Below are 18,872 nucleotides of genomic sequence, written 5' to 3'. Positions count from 1 at the left end.
GCCCCTTCGTCCTTCCGGGGCTGATCCGGCCGCCTCAGCCGGTCACGTCCGCAGCAGCGATCTCCCCGGTGACCGCGGCCGGTCCCTCGAGCACCGCCTCGTCCTCGTCGGGATCCACGCCGCTCGCGAACTGCGACCAGTACAGGCGGTGGTAGGCACCCTGGGCCGCGAGCAGCTGCTCGTGGGAGCCCTGCTCGACGATGTCGCCATGCTCCATCACGAGGATCACGTCGGCGTCGCGGATGGTCGAGAGGCGGTGGGCGATCACGAAGCTCGTGCGGTCGGTGCGCAGCGCGGCCATCGCCTCCTGCACGAGCACCTCGGTGCGGGTGTCCACGGAGCTGGTGGCCTCGTCGAGGATCAGCAGCGCCGGGTCGGCGAGGAAGGCGCGGGCGATCGTGATCAGCTGGCGCTCGCCGGCGGAGACGTTGGCGCCCTCGTCCTCGATCACGGTCTGGTACCCCTCGGGCAGGGTGTGCACGAAGCGGTCCACGAAGGTGGCCCGCGCGGCGGCGACCACCTCCTCGTCGGTGGCCTCGAGCCGGCCGTAGCGGATGTTCTCCAGGATGGTCCCGCCGAACAGCACCGCGTCCTGCAGCACCATGCCGACCTGGCTGCGCACCGCGCCGCGGTCCAGCGCCCGGATGTCCGTGCCGTCCAGGCGGATCTGCCCGCGGTCGATCTCGTAGAACCGCATGATCAGGTTGACCAGGGTCGTCTTCCCGGCACCGGTGGGGCCGACGATCGCGATGGTCTGCCCCGGCTCCGCGACCAGCGACAGCTCGGTGATCAGCGGCTTGTCCGGGGTGTAGGAGAAGGCGACGCGGTCGAACTCGACATGGCCGCGGGTGGGGCCGGCGAGCTCGGCGCGGGCGATCCGCTGCGGGGCGCTCCCGTCGGCGGGACCGGCGGCGGTGATCTCGCCATCGGCCTCCTGCTCCTGCGCATCCAGCAGCTCGAAGATCCGCTCCGCGGAGGCGACGCCCGAGATCAGCATGTTCGCCATCCCCGCCACCTCGCCGAGCGGCGCGTTGAACTCGCGGGAGTACTGGATGAAGGCGACGACCTGGCCCAGGGACATCTGCCCCGCGGCGATCCGCAGCCCGCCGACCACCGCGATCCCGACGTATCCGAGGTAGGTCACCCACTGCATGATCGGCATGATCATGCCGGAGTAGAACTGGGCCCGGAAGGCCGCCTCGTACAGCTCCTCGTTGCGCTCGTCGAACCGCTCGCCCATCGCGTCCTGGCGGTCGAACAGGGTGACCAGATCATGCCCCGTGAACGACTCCTCGACGTGCCCGTTCACGCGGCCGGTGTTGCGCCACTGGGCCGCGAAGAGCTTCTGCGACCGGGAGCCGATGATCCCGATGACGACGCCGGAGATCGGCAGCGCGACCAGCGCGATCAGGGCCAGCTGCCAGGACAGCCAGAACATCATCGCAGTGATCCCGACGATCGTGAGCACGGCGTAGACGAGGGAGGCGAAGGCCTGCTGGAGCGCTGACTGCACGTTGTCGACGTCGTTGGTGGTGCGCGAGAGCAGGTCCCCGCGCTGGCGCGTGTCGAAGTAGCTCAGCGGCAGGCGGTTGACCTTCGCCTCGATCCGCTGACGCAGCCGGTACACGATCCGCATCACGACGTCGTTCAGCAGCCGGCCCTGCAGCCAGTCGAACAGTGCCGCGACCAGATACATGCCCAGCACGAAGAGCAGCAGCCGGCCGAGCGCCGGGAAGTCGACCCCGGTCCCGCTGATCACGCCGTCGAAGATGACGTCCATCGCGTCGCCGAGGACCGACGGCGCCCACACGGTCAGCGCCGTGGAGAGGATCCCGAAGGCGAGCACGACGGCGAGGCCCAGCTTGTGGTCGCCGAAGCTGCCGGCGAGCCGGATCGCGGAGGGCCAGAACGCCTTCGCCTTCCGGGGCGCGGACTCGCCCCATTCGCCGCCCATGGAGTCCTGCATCTGCAGGATCTCCTCCTCGGTGAGCTCCGCGGAGCCCGCATCCGGCCTGTTCTTCTCGGCGGCGCTCATGCCGGCTCCTCCACGGTGATCTGGGAGTCCACGATCTCCCGATAGGTCGGACTGCTCGTGAGCAGCTCCTCGTGCGTACCGCGGCCTACGATGCGGCCCTGCTCGAGCACGAGGATCTGATCGGCGGCGGTGATGGTCGAGATGCGCTGGGCGACGATGATGGTGGTGGCGCCCTGGGTGTGCTCGGCCAGGCCCGCGCGCACGGCCGCGTCGGTGGCGACGTCGAGCGCGGAGAAGGAGTCGTCGAAGACGAACACCCGCGGTCGGGAGACCAGGGTGCGGGCGATGCACAGGCGCTGGCGCTGACCGCCGGAGACGTTGGTGCCGCCCTGGGAGATGGCGGATTCGAGGCCGGTGCGGGCAGCCTCGCCCTCGCCGGTGGTGCGGCTCTCGACGAACTCGGCGGCCTGGGCGATGTCGAGGGCCCGCCGCAGCTGGTCGTCATCGGCCGTGGGATCGCCGAAGCGGAGATTCTCCGCGATGGTCCCGGAGAACAGGTACGGGCGCTGCGGCACCAGGCCGACGGTGCGGGAGATGGTGGTGCGGGCGAGGTCCGTGACCGGGACCCCGTCCAGGAGCACCTGGCCGCGGGTGGCGTCGTGCAGACGGGGGATCAGGCTGACCAGGGACGTCTTGCCGGATCCGGTGGAGCCGATGATCGCCGTGGTGCGACCGGCCTCCGCGGTGAAGGAGACACCGTCCAGGACGGGGGCCTCGGCACCCGGGTAGGAGAACGTCACGTCGCGGAACTCGACGGCGGCGCCGCCGGAGGAGGTGAGCTCCACGGGGCTGCGGGGCTCGGTCAGCGCGGGGGTGACGTCCAGGACCTCGGCGATGCGCCGCGCGCTGATGACCGCGCGCGGGAACATCATGAACATGAAGGTGCCCATCATGACCGCCATGAGGATCTGCAGCAGGTACTGCATGAAGGCGGTCAGGGAGCCGACCTCGACGAGCCCCTGGTCCACGCGGTGGCCGCCGAACCAGAGCACGGCGGCGGTGGCCAGGTGCAGCACGATGGTGATGGCGGGGCCCATGATCACGAACAGCCGGCCGATCCGCACCGAGGTGTCCGTGAGGGCCGCGTTGGCGTCGGTGAAGCGCTGCGTCTCGTGCTCCTCGCGCACGAAGGCCCGGACCACGCGGATGCCCATGATCTGCTCGCGCATGACGCCGTTGATCGCGTCGATGTTGTCCTGCATCCGCTGGAACAGGGGCATGAGCTCCTTGACCAGGACGCCGACGATGAGCACGAGCAGCGGCACCGACACCCACACCAGCCAGGACAGCCCCGGATCCTCCTGGATCGCCATGAGGATGCCGCCGATCGACATGATCGGCACCATGACCATGAAGTTCAGCGCCATCAGCACGAGCATCTGGATCTGCTGGACGTCGTTGGTGGCGCGCGTGATGAGCGTGGGCGCCCCGAAGCGGCCCAGCTCCTCGGTGGAGAAGCGGTCCACGCGGGTGTAGACCGAGCGGCGCACGTCCCGGCCGATGCCCATGGCGACGCGCGCGCCGAACCACACCGAGGCGATCGCGGTGATGACCTGGACGACGGCGACGAGCAGCATGATGCCGCCGACGCGCCAGATGTAGCCGGTGTCCCCGGTGGCGACCCCGCGGTCGATGATGTCGGCGTTGAGGCTCGGGAGGTACAGGGTCGCGAGCACGGTCGCGAGCTGCAGGACGAGGACGGCGACCACGTGGAGCCGATAGGGACGCAGATGTCGGCGGATGACGGTCCAGAGCATGGAGGTCCTCACGAGAGCAGGGGAGGGTGAGCAGAGGGCGGCGTCGGCGCGGGTGGCGTCCGGGTCCATGATCCCGGGGAACGCGGACGGAACCTGTCCGCGAACCCGGGAGTTCCGGGGCATGCCCGGAACGCGCGCCTCGATCCTGCCGCAGTCCTGGGGCCCGGCGCATCCGACTTCTGGCGGAGACCCGGGCGGACCGGAAGAAATCCGGTGCGGGCCGGACCGGTCTGTGAAAGGTTTGACCGATGGGCATCTTCGCGGTGGGGGTCTGGAGCATCCGGCAGGCATGGGCGGCGGCGCCGCGGCGCGTCGCGATCACGGTCGTGCTCGCGCTGCTCGTCGCAGCGGTTCCATCCCTCCAGGTCGTGCTGATGGCGCAGTTCGTGGGAGCCCTCACCGGCGCGGACTCCTTCGGCGACGTGGCGGCGCCCTTCGCCGGCATGGTCGCGCTGATCGCCTTCACCGGGCCGGTCGAGGCGATCGTGGGCACGCTGCAGTGGCGGCTCGTGGACCTCATCGGCCTGCATGCGAAGCAGGAGGTCGCCGCGACCCTCGCGACCCTGCCGCCGACCGTGCTCGCGGACCCGGAGGCATCGGCCCAGATCGAGGCGGGCAACAAGGCGGCGGAGGACGAGATCTCCTTCCTCTACCCGCACATCCTGTCGCTGCTGCAGCAGACCCTGTCGGTGATCGGCGTGTTCGTGACGCTCGCGGCGATGAGCCTGCCGGCGGCGCTGCTGGTGCTGGTCTCCCTCGCGCCGATGGTCCTCGCCTCCCAGCGGATCGCCCGCATCGACTCGAAGATGTGGGACGACGTCGGCAAGCTGTACTGGCGCTCCCGCTACCTGCACCAGCACCTGGTGACCACGACCCCGTCGATCGAGCTGACCTCGCTGGGCGCGAGCGGCCAGATCTCCGCGAAGGTCGCCGACACCATCCAGCGGATCACCGACCGCAAGGCGCAGACCTACCTCCCGATCCTCGCCTGGCGGCTGCTCGCGGGCGTGTCCACCTCGCTGCTGCTGGGCGCCGCGCTCGCCGCCCTGATCGTGGGAGTGCACTACGGTCCGGCGGCTGCGGGCGGCGTGTACGGGGTGATGGCGGCGATGGGCGCCGTCGGCGGGCTGGGCGCGAACCTCGGCTATGTGGTCGAGGGCAGCGCGCCCTTCGAGCGGTACCAGATCCTGCTGGGCCTGCGGCGCGAGACCCGCGAGCCGGTCGTCGCGGATACGGCGGACAGCCTCGTCGTCACGGGCCTGACCCACACCTACGAGGGCAAGGAGGAGCCGGCGCTGCGGGGCCTGGACCTGCGCATCGACCGCGGGAGCATCGTCGCCTTCGTCGGCGTCAACGGGGCCGGGAAGACCACGGCGATCAACGCGATCGTCGGCACGCTGGACGCGCAGGAGGGGACGGTGGCGATCGACGGCCGCTCGCGCGCGGACATGTCCTTCCAGGAATGGGTGGGGCATTTCGGGACGCTCACGCAGGAGTTCGGCCGCTACGAGCTCACGGTCCGCGAGTCCCTGCTGCTGGGCACTCCGCGCACCGACGTCACCGATGCGGAGCTGTGGGCGGCGCTCGAGGCCGCGAACGCGGCGGGCATGGTGCGCGGCTTCGAGAAGGGGCTCGACCAGCAGCTGGGCTCGCAGTGGGACGGGGGAGTGGGGCTCTCCGGCGGGCAGTGGCAGCGCATCTCGCTGGCCCGCATCCATCTGCGCTCGGCACCGATCTGGATCCTCGACGAGCCCACCAGCGCGATCGACGCGGAGGCGGAGCAGGAGATCTTCCGCGAGCTGCAGCGCTCGAAGGCGGGGCGCATCACGATCGTCGTCTCGCACCGGGCGTGGACCCTGCGCGGCATGGACGAGATCCTCGTGGTCGATGCGGGACGGGTCCTCGAGCGCGGGCGCTACGACGAGCTCCTCGCCCGCGGCGGTCGCTTCGCGGAGATCTTCGCGGAGCAGGCCGCCTGACCGGGACCATCGCCTGACCTGGGCGTATCCGCTCCCGGAATGGCTGCCGGGCCCCTAGACTGGTGGGGCCTTCCCGTCCTGCATCCGATGGAGGAACCATGACCGCAGCCCGCCCCTGGCCCGTCGGCGTCGAAGGGCTCGCCTATGGCGGCGACTACAACCCCGAGCAGTGGCCCGAGCAGGTCCGCATCGAGGACATCGAGCTGATGCGCGAGGCCGGGGTGAACCTGGTCAGCGTCGCGATCTTCGCGTGGGCGACCCTCGAGCCGCGCGAGGGCGAGTACGACTGGGGGTGGCTGGACGCCACCCTGGACCGCCTGGCCGATGCCGGGATCAAGGTCGCGCTCGCGACGGCGACCGCCTCTCCGCCGCCGTGGCTGACCCGCTCCCACCCGGAGATCCTGCCGGTCACCGCGGACGGGACCGTGCTGGGCCAGGGCGGCCGGCAGTCCTACGCCGTGTCCTCGCCCGTCTTCCGGGAGTACGCGCTGCGCATGACCCGCACCATCGCCGAGCGCTACGCGGAGCATCCCGCGCTCGCGCTGTGGCATGTCGACAACGAGCTGGGCTGCCACGTCCCCCACGACTTCTCCGACAGCGCGGCGGCGGCCTTCCGCCGCTGGCTGGAGACCCGCTACCGCAGCATCGATGCGCTCAACGAGGCCTGGGGCACGGCCTTCTGGTCCCAGCGTTACGACTCCTTCGCGGAGGTCCTCCCGCCGCGCGCGGCCCCGACCTACGCGAACCCCACGCAGCAGCTGGACTTCGCCCGCTTCTCGAGCGACGAGCTGCTCGCCCACTACCGGGCGCTGCGGGACGTGCTGCGCGAGGTCACCCCGCGGATCCCGACCACCACGAACCTCATGTGCTCCTCCGCCACGAAGTGGATGGACTACTTCTCCTGGTCGAAGGACCTGGACCTCGTCGCCAACGATCACTACCTGATCGCCGCCGACCCGCGCGGTCAGATCGAGCTCGCCCTCGCCGCGGACCTCACCCGCGGTGTCGCGGGGGGCGATCCGTGGGTGCTGATGGAGCACTCCACCTCGGCCGTGAACTGGCAGCCCCGCAACCGGGCGAAGGGACCGGGGGAGATGCTGCGCAACTCGCTGTCCCATGTCGCCCGCGGCGCGGACGGCGTCATGTTCTTCCAGTGGCGCCAGTCGAAGGCGGGGGCGGAGAAGTTCCACTCCGGCATGTACCCGCATGCGGGGCGGGACTCCGACGTGTGGCGGGGCACCCTCACCCTGGGTCGGGCGCTCGAGAAGCTCGCGCCGGTGCGCGGCAGCCGTGTCCTCTCGCGGGCCGCGATCGTCGTGGACTACCCCTCCTGGTGGGGCGCGGAGCTCGACTCCCACCCGACGAGCGAGCTGTCCTATCCCGGGGAGCTGCTGCGCTGGTACACGGCGCTGTGGGATCTGGGGATCGGGGCGGATCTGGTACCCGTCGCCGCGGATCTCGCGAGCTACGACCTCGTGATCGCCCCGACGCTCTACCTGCTCCGCGACGAGGACGCCGCTCGCCTCGCGGCCGCGGCGGAGGGCGGGGCGCAGGTCGTCGTGTCCTTCTTCTCCGGGATCGTCGACGAGGCCGACCACGTGCGGCTCGGCGGCTACCCCGGCGCCCTCCGGGAGCTCCTGGGCGTGCGGACCGAGGAGCTCTTCCCCCTGCTCGAGGGCGAGGTGCTGCACCTCGATGACGGCACCCGCGCCGACCTCTGGAGCGAGAAGACGCACCTCGAGGGCGCGAGCGCGGTACGGACCTGGGCCGATGGCGCCCTGCACGGCTGGCCGGCCGTGACCCGGCACGAGGTGGGCGAGGGAGCGGCCTGGTACGTCGCGGCGCGCCCGGAGGCCGACGGTCTGCGAGCGCTGGTCGGGGAGATCGCGGCCGCCGCGGGCGTCGAGCCCACCGTCAGCGGCCTTCACCGCGATGTCGAGGCGGTCCGCCGCTTCGCCGAGGACGGCACCACCTATCTCTTCGTCCTCAACCATTCCGACCGGGACCAGGTCGTGCAGGTCGCCGGCCGGGAGCTGCTGCGCGATTCCCGGGCGGACGGCGCCTTCACCGTGCACGCCGGTGCCGCGGCGGTGTTCGAGGAGGCCTGAGCGGGCCTGGCCGGGTCGGTCGGATCGGATCCTCAGGCCCGGGGCGGGGCGATCTCGCTCTGCTCGGGCAGGACATGGATCATCGACTCCCACGCCCGGATGGACGTGACCGGCACGAGGAGCATCCCCTCGTCGCTCTCCTGCACGAGGAGGTGGTCGTCCCCGCGTCGCAGATGCACCGACAGGTCCTCGGCATCGGTCCCGTCGACGGACGTCCAGGTGCAGCGCACCTCGACGATCTGCCAGGACGGGTCCGCCGCCGGAGGCAGCGCCGCATCCAGGGCGGCGCCCACGAGGTCCCAGCCCCGCCGGCGCTCGGCGGCATCGGACGAGGCCAGAGCGCCCAGGTCGTCGACGGGGACGGGGATCGTCGGGGCGTCCTCGGCCGGGGCCGGACCAGGACGGAAGCGGACGAGGCGGGTGATGCCGCCGGGAAGGGTGGCCAAGGGAAAGGCCGCCAGCTCGCTCAGCCCGTCCTTCAGCGGGCTCGTCCGGACGCCGACGCCGGTGTCCGCAGCGATCAGCCGATGGCGATGCTGTGCTCCGGGGCCGGAGACGCCCACCTCGAGCGTGAACAGCGGCCGGCGGAGCGCTTCGCCGAGAGCGGCTGATCCGGGATCCGGCGGGATCTCGGGGGCGAGCCCTGCGAGGACCTCGGCGACCGGTCCGCGTCCCGGGTCGGCGAGGGCGTCGCGGAGGCCGTCGATCTCCGTGTTCGGGCCCCGGAAGGCGGCGGTGCTCGGGTCGTAGGTGATCATCGGTCCTCCTGCGGCCGGGTGCCGGGGCGGATCCCGACCCCGGTGAGGATCTCCTCGGCGACCGGGGCGAGCACGCGGTCGCGGAAGGGGAAGCTGGTCAGCGCCACGGTGACCAAGGACTCGTCGGCCACCGCGAGGAGCTGGCGCACCACGACGGTGATGCCCCCGGGCACCGTCTGCAGGAGGGCGCGGAAGCGGCCCTCGAACCCGTCCACGAGGGCGGGTCGATCGTCGATGAGATGCAGATCCGGGACCGAGGCATGCAGCTGCAGGAGCGCCATGGAGGCGACGGCCTCGATCCCGTCGGGAACGCCGTCGGGACGCGGCTCGACGCCGACGACGAGGCTGTCCGCGAAGGGGCCGGCCACGGCATCGGGCATCCGGGAGACGAAGGCGAAGGGCCCCTCGTCGGGGCGGGCGATCTCCCACCCTCGGGGCACGTCGACGTCCACGGCGGCGCCGGTGCGGCCGAGGACGGTCTCACGGGTCAGGTCCATCGGTCCTCCTGCGGTCGGTTCCGTGCGGTGCGGTCGGGGGCGGATCCCATCATCCCAGGAGCCAGTCGACCAGACCGTTGGCGGCGCCCCCGCCCAGCAGGCCACCGGCGATCCCCCCGATCACGCCCCCGACGACGGTGCCGATCCCGGGGCAGATCATGGTGCCGAGGGCGGCTCCTCCGGCGGCGCCGCCCCAGGCGCCCAGTCCTGCTCCGGCGGCGTTGGCTCCGCCGTCGACGACGGCGCGCGTGATGCGCTCGCCGGTGCTGAGGCTGGGATCGGCCGAGTCCTGCTCCCACCGGTCCCACCCGGCGAAGCCCGCGGTCGCCACCAGCCCGACGGGGCCGAGGACACGGCTGAGCCGTGAGGCCGCCCCTGCCGCGCCCGTCCAGGCGCGCACGGCATCGTCCCCGCCTGCGGCGAAGAGCGTCACGAGCGTGCGCGGGTTCATGACGAACTTCGTGAACCCCGTGAGCGCTCCGCCGATGCCGTCGAGGATCCCGGCGATCCCGGAGCCGAGCACGTCCTCCCAGTCGTTCCAGCTCGGGAGGAAGTCGAGGATCGACGGGGCGTCGTCGGAGATGCGGAAGATGTCCCGCAGCCATTCGCCGGCGGCGTCGAGGGCATCGGCAGCGGAGGTGACGTCCTGTGCCTGCGCCTGCGCCGCGAGGTCCCGCGCGAGCTCCATGATGCGCTCGAGCGTCGGCTCGATCCGGCCGCTGCGCAGGTTGTTCCACGACTCCTGGAACGCATCCGCGTCAGGGCCGATCCAGGAGGATCCGATGCCGCTCACGGTCGAGGCGAGCTGTGCCACGCGATCGGCGGCGTCCCCGCGACGCGTCGCCATGAGCTGGGCGAAGTCCTCCCCCTGAGCGGTGTCCATCCCGTAGAACGCCATGTGTGATCCTCCGAGTCCTGAGCCGTGCGTCCATTCTCGGGCGGCCGGACGTGCGGGGCGATGGGGAGGAGTCCCCATGTCCGGCGCGAGGGACGGCCCGGGCCGTCTGGGATGATGGCCGCATGCTCGAACGTGCCGGGATCTCCGCCGTGCTCGCCCTGCTCGGCCTCGTGCTGCTCCTCGCGGCGGCGGCGCTGCGGGGCGGGACGCCATCGGCGCTCCGCTTCTGGATGGACCCCTGGTACGAGAACTGGCAGGCGGAGCGCGTCGTCCTGCTGGGCATTCCGCTCGCCGGGGCCGCCCTGCTCTGTGCGGCGGCGATCGCCGCTCCGGTCGAGAGCTCCGTGCCGCGGCTGCTGGGCATCGGCGGTCTCGTGGTGCTGTGCGTGCCGGGGCTGTACTTCCTGCTGGCCTTCCTTCCTCTGCCCGGGTTCCTCTACCCCCGGTGGGCGCGGCTGATCCGGGCCGGTCGCGCGCAGCGGCTGCAGATGCTCCGCGGGCGCGGCCTGCATCGGTGACCTGCCGGCCCCGGGACGGGCATGATCGTCCCGCCGAGACGGGTCGGCTGGCACAATGATGGAAAACGCTTTACAGAAAGGCTGGCACCGATGCCCGCTCTGCTCGAGCCGACCCCCGAGGGCTTCCTCCGCGACGGCGTCCCGCACCAGATCGTCTCCGGTGCGGTGCACTACTTCCGCATCCACCCGGAGCTGTGGCGGGACCGTCTGCGCCGTCTCGTCGCGATGGGCTGCGACACCGTCGAGACCTACGTCGCCTGGAACATCCACCAGCCCGCGCCGGGGGTGACGACCTTTGAGGGGATCGCGGACCTGGGTCGCTTCCTGGACATCGCCGCGGAGGAGGGGCTGGACGCGATCGTGCGCCCGGGCCCGTACATCTGCGCCGAATGGGAGAACGGCGGCTTCCCCGGCTGGGTGACCGGCACCGCGCCGGCCGACCGCCGCGCCGGCTCCCTGCGGCTGCGCACGAGCGATCCCGAGTACGTGGCCCTCGTGGACGCCTGGCTGGACGAGCTGATCCCCGTGATCGCGCAGCGGCAGGCGTGCCGCGGCGGGAACGTCGTCATGGTGCAGGTCGAGAACGAGTACGGCAGCTACGGCGACGACGCCGCCTATCTCGCGCACCTGCGCGACGGGCTGCGTGCACGCGGGATCGAGGAGCTGCTGGTGACCTCCGACGGCCCGGCCCGCATGTGGCTGACCGGCGGCACGATCCCGGACGTGCTGGGCACCGTGAACTTCGGCTCCCGCACCGAGGACGTGATCGAGATGGCGGCGACGGAGCTGCCCGATCAGCCGCTGATGTGCATGGAGTTCTGGAACGGCTGGTTCGACCACTGGGGCGAGGAGCACCACGACCGCGAGGCCGATTCCGCCGTCCACGAGCTCTCGGTCATGCTCGAGGCCGGCATGAGCGTGAACTTCTACATGGCCCACGGCGGCACGAACTTCGGCCTCACCGCGGGTGCCAACAACCCGGACGGTGTCCTCCAGCCGACGACCACCAGCTACGACTACGACGCCCCGATCGCCGAGGACGGGGGCCTGACCGCGAAGTTCCGCGGCTTCCGCGAGGTCATCGCCCGTCACCGGGAGCTGCCTCCGCTCGAGGAGCACCTGGAGCAGCTGGGGCTGTCCGCGCAGCCTGTGCGGCTGCCCGCCGCGGACGTGCCCGTCGCCTCGGTCGTGCCGTTGCGGCCCACCGAGCTGTTCACCCGGGAGGCTCCCGTGCACCCGGGCCCGCCGACCTTCGAGGAGCTTGGCCTCGAACGGGGGATCCTGCGCCTCGCGCGAGAGATCGAGATGGTCCGCTGGGGCAGGGCCGAGGACGGCTCGCCGCAGCTGCCGCCGCTGAAGCTGCACGGCCTCCACGACCGCGCCTGGGTCTTCGTCGACGGCACCCTCGCCGGCATCGCCGATGACGCGCAGGACCCCGCCGTCATCGACCTGAGCCCGCTGGCCGAGCGGATCCTCGCCGGGCAGGAGCATCGCACGGTGCGCGTGGAGATCCTCGTCGAGAACCTGGGCCGCGTGAACTTCGGCCCCTACGTCGGGCAGCGCAAGGGCATCCTCGGTGGGATCTGGCAGGGCGTGCGCTTCCATGACGGCTGGCAGGCCGATCCCTGGCCGCTCGAGGACATGGCGGCCGAGCTCGCCGGTCTCGCCTCCGCCGGGGAGCGCGCCGATGCCGCGGCGCTCGCCGATCCCGCCGCCTCGGAGATCCTTCCGGCCCTGGTCACCGCCTCCTTCGCGGCCGACGCGGCCCGCGACACCTTCCTGGACGTCTCCGCGGCCGGGCACGGCGTCGCCTACGTGAACGGCTTCTGCGTGGGCCGCTACTGGGGCATCGGCCCTCAGCAGGCCCTCTACGTCCCCGCCCCCGTGATCCGCGAGGGCGAGAACGAGGTCCTGCTCCTCGAGCTCGAGCGGATCCCCGCCTCCCTCGCCCTGGCCGACGGCCCGATCTGGCACACCCCGGACCCCGTCACGGAGGCCTGATCGCCGCCGGGCCCGACGCATTCCTGTCCCGGAGCGAGGGACCCGGTCCGTCTCGACGATCGTGAGGCGGAGCGGGTCCCCCGTGCGGCCCCGGGAGCCGGCGCTCGACATCGGGTCGCGACGGACCCGAGACCGAGCGGGGATCTCTCTCAGCCGAGGGTCGCGGGGCGGTCCCAGGACTCGCCGCGGACGTGCTCGTCCAGGAAGGCGAGGAACGTGCGGTACCAGACCTCGGCGTTGCCGCGGCCCAGGATCCAATGGCCCTCGTCGGGGAAGTACAGGAAGCGGTGACGGGTGCGGCCCTGCTCATCCTTCGGCGTCGCCGAGAAGGTCAGCAGGTCGTACCAGAGGGCGTGGCCCTGGGCGATCGGCACCCGGTAGTCCTTGTCGCCGTGGATGACGAGCATCGGCACGGTGATGTCCCGGACGTACTCCTTCGGGTTGTACTTCGGGTTCTGCGGGCGCATGGGCCGGTCCCAGCCGGAGTTGTCGGTCGTGTGCCCCATCGTCTCGGTGTCCCACAGGGAGGCGTGGGTGACGATGCAGCGGAAGCGGTCGCCGGTGTGCCCCGCGACCCAGTTGGCCATGTAGCCGCCGTAGCTGCCGCCGGAGAAGGCGGTGCGCTCCTCGTCGATGTCCCCGCGTGCGACCGTGGCGTCCACGAGCGCCATGATGTCGGTGAACGGCGCGCCGCCCAGCTCGTGCTGGCCGCGCTCGATCATCGCCTGGCCGTAGCCGGTCGAGATCGCCGGGTCCGGCAGCAGCACCGCGTAGCCGGCGGCGACGAAGGGCTCCGGGTTCCAGCGGTAGGTCCAGGCGTTCCACGAACCCCAGGGCCCGCCGTGCGCGAAGACGACCAGCGGGTGCGGGCCCTCGCCGTTCGGCACACGCAGCCAGGCGCGCAGATCCGTGCCGTCGAGCGCGGTCGCGGCGACCTCGGTGAGCGAGCCGGACTGGGAGAGGACCTCGGCCGGGTTCGGCAGGGCGACGAGCGTGCCGTCCGCCGGGTCCACCTGCACGGGATGCGGGGCGACGGCCACGCCGGAGGCGGAGGCGATGACCTTCCCCGCCGCGACCGAGACCCCGCCGAAGGAGAGCGGCTGCCCCGGCCCGCCCGCGAGGCGGCGCGGGACGGGATCGGACAGGCCCCCGATCCACAGCGAGCCGCGGCCGGTGTCGTCGCTCGCGGCGACCACGGTCGCATCGTCCAGCCACACCGGGTCGATCCAGCGGTCCAGCTCGGGCCACAGGTCCGTCGCGTCACCGGTGGAGAGATCCAGGACCTGGACCTTTCCGTCGGCCGATGCGGTCTCCGACCAGGTCTGCTCGCGGCTGATGAGCGCAAGCGTCCCGTCGGGGGAGAAGGGGCCGGGGTGGAACTCCTCCGTCGCGGTGCCGGCGCGGACCAGGCGGGGCTCCTCCTGTCCGGTGAGATCCAGCAGATACAGGTGCGGGACGCCGATGAGCTCGCCGATCGAGTCCTGCATCGCCACGAGCGCCCGGGTTCCGGCGCGGTCGGCGGTCCAGCCGGTGAGCCGCCCCGGAGGCATCGTGACGTAGCGGAAGTGGAGGACGGACTCCTGCGGCTCATCATCGTCCGCCCCGCCCGCCGAGGCCTGCGGATCCGGGGTCGGCGCGGCGCGCAGGAGGTCCGCGGGGAGCTCGGCGACGGCGAGCAGGTCGCGGGCCGGGCCCAGGTCCGCGCTCCAGTATCGGGTCGGGAAGCCGGTGTGCAGGGCGGCGGTGACCTTGGCGTCGGCGCGGGTCTTCGACAGCTCCGCGTGCTCGGCCTCGGTCGTCGCCTGGGAGTGCACGGGCAGCTCCGCGATCAGCACGCCGTCGCCCACGTGCAGGTCCCCGAACCCGCCGGGGCGGGAGGCGATCTCCCGCGCCTCGCCGCGGAGGGGGAGGGCCCACAGCTGAGCGTCCTCGGCGCTGTCCCCGTCCTCGCCGGCGCGCTTCGCGGTGAACAGGGTGGTGCCGTCCTCGAAGGCGGCGGCTGCGCCCACCGAGGCGCTGCCGCGGGTGAGGGTCACCAGCTCCTGCCCGAGCAGCTCCACCAGCTCGGTCCGGTAGCCGGTGCCCTTGGCGTCCGGCCGGGAGACCTTCGCGAGGATCCTGCCTCCGTCCGTGGTCATGAGGCCGGACAGGCGCGCGGCGTCGAGCAGGTCGAGGAGGGGGCGATCGTCCATGGCGGGGTGTGCCTTCCGTTCGGGGACAGCTGTGTCGGTGCGTCGATCGTATCGGGTGGTCGACGGGCGGTGATGGGCCGTGCTTCGGCCTGTGAGCAGGGCCGATGGGCCGGATGCGGGCGCGGGCCGGGATCGTGACCCGTCCGTGATGGATGGGAGTTGACGTCCCGCAGGGCGGACCCTACGCTCTGTAAAACGTTATCGCAGGTGATCGCCCTCACGGGACGGAGCAGTCCCGTGGGGCGTCCCTGTGCGGTGCCGCTGGGCCCGCGCCCTCGCTCCACCTGTCAGGAAAGGTCGTCGTCGCCATGAGCCAGGCCACCGCCACCGGCCACCGGGATGTCGTCCTGGAGGAGCCGCTCAGCCCGCCGCGCCTGAGGCCCGGAATCGCCGGGGGGGGGGTGCTTCCCGGGAAGGGACGTCAGGCCTACGTCCTGAGACGTCTGGGGAGCTATCTCGTCGTCATCTGGGCGGCGGTGACCCTGAACTTCATCATCCCGCGGTTCATGCCGGGCGATCCGGCGGAGGCCGTGCTGCGCAGCATCCGGCAGAACACGGGGCAGCCTCCCACTGACGCGCAGGTCGAGTCGGTGCGCCGCATGTACGGCAATCCGACGGAGAACATCCTCCAGCAGTACCTCGACTACTGGGTGGGCGTGTTCCGGTTCGATTTCGGGGTCTCCACGGCGCACTACCCGACCCCGGTGGCGGACATCGTCCTGCAGGCGCTGCCGTGGACGCTGTTCCTCATCGGCGTGAGCACGATCGTGGCCTGGATCATCGGCACCGCGCTCGGCGCGATCATGGGCTGGAAGCCCGGCAGCCGCTTCGACTCCTGGTTCGCCCCGCTCTCGACGTTCTTCCATGCCTTCCCCGGGTTCTGGATCGCCCTCGTGCTGCTGTGGGTGTTCTCGATCCAGCTGGAGTGGTTCCCCGTCTCCGGCGGATACGACCCGTCGGTCCCGATGTCGCTCAACAACTTCTACTTCGTCATGAGCGTGTTCTTCTACGGCGCGCTGCCGATGTTCGCGCTCATCTTCATCGGCTTCAACGGCTGGCTCTTCTCGATGCGCAACGTCATGGTCGCGACCGTCACGGAGGACTACGTCCTCATGGCGCGCGCCAAGGGACTGCCCGAACGGACCGTCCTGTTCGGATACGCCGCCCGCAACGCGCTCCTGCCCAACGTCACGGGCCTCGCGATGGCGATCGGCGGCGTGATCGGCGGCGCGGTGCTCATCGAGGCCGTGTTCACCTATCCCGGCATGGGCTACCTGCTGCAGACCTCGATCACCGGGCATGACTTCCCGGTCATGCAGACGGTCCTGCTCATGCTGACGTTCACCGCGATCGCCGCGAACTTCATCGCCGATTCCATCTACGTGCTGCTCGATCCCCGTGCGGCCGAGACGAACTGAGGACCCGCAGACATGTTCACCGGATTCCTCCGCAACCGCCGTGTCCAGTTCGGCCTGATCGTCTTCGGCCTGTGCGCCGCCGTCGCCGTGTTCGGCGACGTCATCCTCGAGGTCTACGGCTTCGGGCCCCTCGAGGTCGACTACGACAGCATCGCCACCCCGCCCGGGGTGGGCGGCCATGCCCTGGGGACGACGGTCTCGGGCCAGGACGTCCTGGCCCAGCTCGTCTCCGGCGCCCGCGGATCCCTCGCCGTCGGCTCGCTCTCCGCCCTGCTCGCCTGCTCGATCGGCGCGGTGCTGGGTGTGTCCGCCGGCTACCTCGGCGGCATCTTCGACACCGTCGTCACCGCCATCACCAACGTGTTCATCACGATCCCGTCCTTCGCCCTCACGCTCATCGCCGCGGGCTACATCTCCGCCGCCGGCGGGCCCGGATCCGCCGGCATGGGCTGGGTCCTCATGGCGTTCCTGATCGGCATCTTCGAATGGCCGGGCATGGCCCGCTACATGCGCGCGCAGACGCTCACGCTGCGCGGCCGCGACTTCTCGATGGCGACGCGGCTGCTCGGGGAGTCGACCTGGCGCCTCATCTTCTCCGAGATCATGCCGCACCTCCTGGGCATCATCTCGGCCCGGTTCCTGGCCGCGATCATGGCCGGCATCCTCGCCGAGGCGGGCCTGAACTTCCTGGGCGTCTCCACGGGCGGGGTCATCTCCTGGGGGACGATGATCACCAACGCGCAGAACCAGGGAGCGCTGACGCTCGGCTGGTGGTGGTGGTTCCTGCCGCCGGGACTCGCGATCGCCGTCATCGGCACGGCGACCGCCTTCGTGAACTTCGGCCTCGACGAGGTCACGAACCCGAAGCTCCGCACCGGCAACGAGAAGGCCGTCCGACGGTTCCTCACCGGTCAGCGGAAGGCCGCCCGCGCGCTGGAGCGCACCGCGGCCTGATCTCGCAGCACCCCCTCCTCTTCGCAGAACAGGCAACGACATGACCCTCAGCACCACCCGCCGGCGCTTCCTCGCCGGATCCTCGGCCGCTCTGGCCGCCGGCGCGCTGGCCGGATGCAGCTTCGAGAAGACCGCCGGCGACGGCGGCACCTCCACCGGCGGCGGCGCCTCGATCACCGTCAACCCCTTCGGCGTGCGCCCCACCTTCATCGAGAACTTCAACCCGTTCTCCCCGACTGACGGCGTCGTCGGCTCGAACTACCTGTACGACACGCTCGCCTACCTCGACATGAACAAGCAGTACGAGATCGTCCCGTGGCTCGCCAAGAGCATCGAGTTCGATCCCGAGGCGCGGAAGGCCACCGTGACCCTGCGCGACGACGCGACCTGGTCCGACGGCGAGAAGATCACGACCGCCGACCTCGTCTACACCGTGATGGAGCTTCCGAAGCAGGCCGAGGAGCAGCAGGCGAACGTCACCTCCTATCCCTTCGAGGTGACCGCGCTGGACGAGTTCACCGCCGAGGTCACCTGGAGCGAGGAGAACGCGGACTCCAACGGCGACCGCGCGCTCGCCGTCGTGCCGCTGTATCCCAAGCACGTCTTCTCCACGGAGGACCTGTCCACCTTCACCAACCCGAACCCGGTCACGTCCTCCCCGCTCACGGTCCAGGAGTTCACCCCGCAGCGGGTGTCCCTCGCGGTGCGCGATGACCACTTCATGGGGGCGTGGGACCACATCTCCACCGTCAACTGGGCGCCGTACGGCAGCGCGGAGATCGGGAAGTCGATGGTGCTGCAGGGGACCCTGGACATCGCGACCCTCGGCCTCCAGGACGCCGAGCAGACCGTCATCGCCAAGGGGAACCATTACTGGACCGTCCCCCTCGTCGGCTCCGAGGCGATCATCTTCAACACCGCGAAAGCGCCCTTCGACGACGTGCACGTGCGCAACGCGGTCTACGCCGCGCTCGACACCGACACGATCCACTCCCTCTACGACATCGGCCTGGACTCGACGAGCCCCACGACCATGTCGGAGAAGGTCTTCGGCGAGGCGATCCTGGAGGAGTACCGGGCTCCGCACACCGCGGACCCGGAGGCGGCGAAGAAGCATCTGGCCGACGGCGGCTGGACCGTCGAGGGCGGGGCGCTGGTCAAGGATGGGAAGACCTACAAGATCTCCTACAAGACGGTCTCCGACTACGTGAACTGGTCGACCTGGTCCGATGGCGTGAAGGCGCAGCTCAAGGAGGTCCTCGGCCTGGACGTGTCCGTCCTGAAGATCCCCGACGCCCAGATCTGGGACCAGTTCTCCAGCGGGGACTTCGACTTCGGCATGTCCTGGGTCGGCGGCGGTCCTCATCTGGCCCGCGTCTACGCCGACTTCCACTCGAAGAACGCCGTCCCGCTCGGGGAGGCGACCGACATCAACTACGGGCGCGTGAAGAACCCCGAGCTCGACGCCCTCCTGGATGCGGCGGCCGGCGAGTACGACGAGACGAAGCTGCTCGAGCTGAACCAGCAGATGCAGCGGATCGTCGTCGAGCAGTGCTACTTCGGTCCGTTCAACTCCTCCGCCTCCTTCCTCGAGGCGAGCGGGAAGAACTTCGAGGGATTCCCGGAGATCCCGCTCCCGGAGGGCGCGATCATCCCGCGGCCCTACGGACCCGAGGGCTGGCAGACCATGGCCAAGCTCTCGCCGACCGCCTGACCGCATCGGCCCTGCCTCGTCGCGGGCGGGCGCCGCGCCGGCG

General features: G+C 71.1%; 13 protein-coding genes. 7 read left to right on the top strand and 6 right to left on the bottom strand.

Going from position 1 to position 18,872, the window contains the following annotated elements; all coding sequences use genetic code 11:
* Window positions 1-34 precede the first annotated feature (34 nt).
* Window positions 35-2,035: an ABC transporter ATP-binding protein gene (locus tag ACFFF6_RS00420; RefSeq protein ID WP_376977185.1), complete on the bottom strand. Its 2,001-nt coding sequence runs from the start codon at window positions 2,033-2,035 to the stop codon at window positions 35-37.
* Window positions 2,032-3,792 (bottom strand): ABC transporter ATP-binding protein, encoded by a 1,761-nt coding sequence (locus ACFFF6_RS00415; protein WP_376977184.1) that lies wholly within the window; start codon window positions 3,790-3,792, stop codon window positions 2,032-2,034. The genes ACFFF6_RS00420 and ACFFF6_RS00415 overlap by 4 nt, the downstream gene beginning before the upstream one ends.
* 248 nt (window positions 3,793-4,040) lie before the next feature.
* Here ACFFF6_RS00415 and ACFFF6_RS00410 point away from each other — a divergent pair, with 248 nt between their 5' ends.
* Window positions 4,041-5,771 carry an ATP-binding cassette domain-containing protein gene (locus tag ACFFF6_RS00410; protein WP_376977182.1) on the top strand — a complete coding sequence of 577 codons (1,731 nt, stop codon included), beginning with the start codon at window positions 4,041-4,043 and terminating at the stop codon, window positions 5,769-5,771.
* A gap of 98 nt (window positions 5,772-5,869) precedes the next feature.
* A complete protein-coding gene (locus tag ACFFF6_RS00405) occupies window positions 5,870-7,879 on the top strand; it encodes a beta-galactosidase (RefSeq protein WP_376977180.1) in 2,010 nt (669 codons plus the stop codon).
* A gap of 32 nt (window positions 7,880-7,911) precedes the next feature.
* Here the strand turns inward: ACFFF6_RS00405 and ACFFF6_RS00400 are convergent, their stop codons facing one another.
* The 3 genes from ACFFF6_RS00400 to ACFFF6_RS00390 are packed head-to-tail and all read right to left on the bottom strand — an operon-like array spanning window position 7,912 to window position 10,032.
* Window positions 7,912-8,637, bottom strand: coding sequence for a hypothetical protein (locus ACFFF6_RS00400; RefSeq protein ID WP_376977179.1), 726 nt, complete (start codon window positions 8,635-8,637; stop codon window positions 7,912-7,914).
* Complete coding sequence (locus ACFFF6_RS00395) at window positions 8,634-9,134, bottom strand: hypothetical protein (RefSeq protein ID WP_376977177.1); 501 nt, start codon at window positions 9,132-9,134, stop codon at window positions 8,634-8,636. The genes ACFFF6_RS00400 and ACFFF6_RS00395 overlap by 4 nt, the downstream gene beginning before the upstream one ends.
* A gap of 49 nt (window positions 9,135-9,183) precedes the next feature.
* Window positions 9,184-10,032 (bottom strand): WXG100 family type VII secretion target, encoded by an 849-nt coding sequence (locus tag ACFFF6_RS00390; RefSeq protein WP_376977176.1) that lies wholly within the window; start codon window positions 10,030-10,032, stop codon window positions 9,184-9,186.
* A gap of 122 nt (window positions 10,033-10,154) precedes the next feature.
* Here ACFFF6_RS00390 and ACFFF6_RS00385 point away from each other — a divergent pair, with 122 nt between their 5' ends.
* Window positions 10,155-10,550 carry a hypothetical protein gene (locus ACFFF6_RS00385; RefSeq protein ID WP_376977174.1) on the top strand — a complete coding sequence of 132 codons (396 nt, stop codon included), beginning with the start codon at window positions 10,155-10,157 and terminating at the stop codon, window positions 10,548-10,550.
* Window positions 10,551-10,640: 90 nt separating this feature from the next.
* Window positions 10,641-12,551, top strand: coding sequence for a glycoside hydrolase family 35 protein (locus ACFFF6_RS00380; protein ID WP_376977172.1), 1,911 nt, complete (start codon window positions 10,641-10,643; stop codon window positions 12,549-12,551).
* Window positions 12,552-12,700: 149 nt separating this feature from the next.
* Here the strand turns inward: ACFFF6_RS00380 and ACFFF6_RS00375 are convergent, their stop codons facing one another.
* Entirely contained in the window at window positions 12,701-14,743 is a 2,043-nt protein-coding gene (locus tag ACFFF6_RS00375; RefSeq protein ID WP_376977171.1) for a S9 family peptidase, read from the bottom strand.
* Between the two features lie 308 nt (window positions 14,744-15,051).
* Between ACFFF6_RS00375 and ACFFF6_RS00370 the strand changes: the two genes are divergently transcribed.
* The 3 genes from ACFFF6_RS00370 to ACFFF6_RS00360 are packed head-to-tail and all read left to right on the top strand — an operon-like array spanning window position 15,052 to window position 18,829.
* Window positions 15,052-16,161 carry an ABC transporter permease gene (locus tag ACFFF6_RS00370; RefSeq protein ID WP_376977169.1) on the top strand — a complete coding sequence of 370 codons (1,110 nt, stop codon included), beginning with the start codon at window positions 15,052-15,054 and terminating at the stop codon, window positions 16,159-16,161.
* A gap of 12 nt (window positions 16,162-16,173) precedes the next feature.
* Window positions 16,174-17,115 (top strand): ABC transporter permease, encoded by a 942-nt coding sequence (locus tag ACFFF6_RS00365; protein WP_376977168.1) that lies wholly within the window; start codon window positions 16,174-16,176, stop codon window positions 17,113-17,115.
* A 40-nt stretch (window positions 17,116-17,155) separates the two neighbouring features.
* Window positions 17,156-18,829, top strand: a complete 1,674-nt coding sequence (locus ACFFF6_RS00360) for an ABC transporter substrate-binding protein (protein WP_376977166.1) — start codon at window positions 17,156-17,158, stop codon at window positions 18,827-18,829.
* Window positions 18,830-18,872 lie beyond the last annotated feature (43 nt).

Origin of the sequence: Brachybacterium hainanense (assembly GCF_042434575.1) — a bacterium.
Classification (GTDB): Bacteria; Actinomycetota; Actinomycetes; order Actinomycetales; family Dermabacteraceae; genus Brachybacterium; species Brachybacterium hainanense.
The sequence above is the reverse complement of the archived record's forward strand: the minus strand, read 5'-3'. Positions and strand labels throughout refer to the sequence as shown.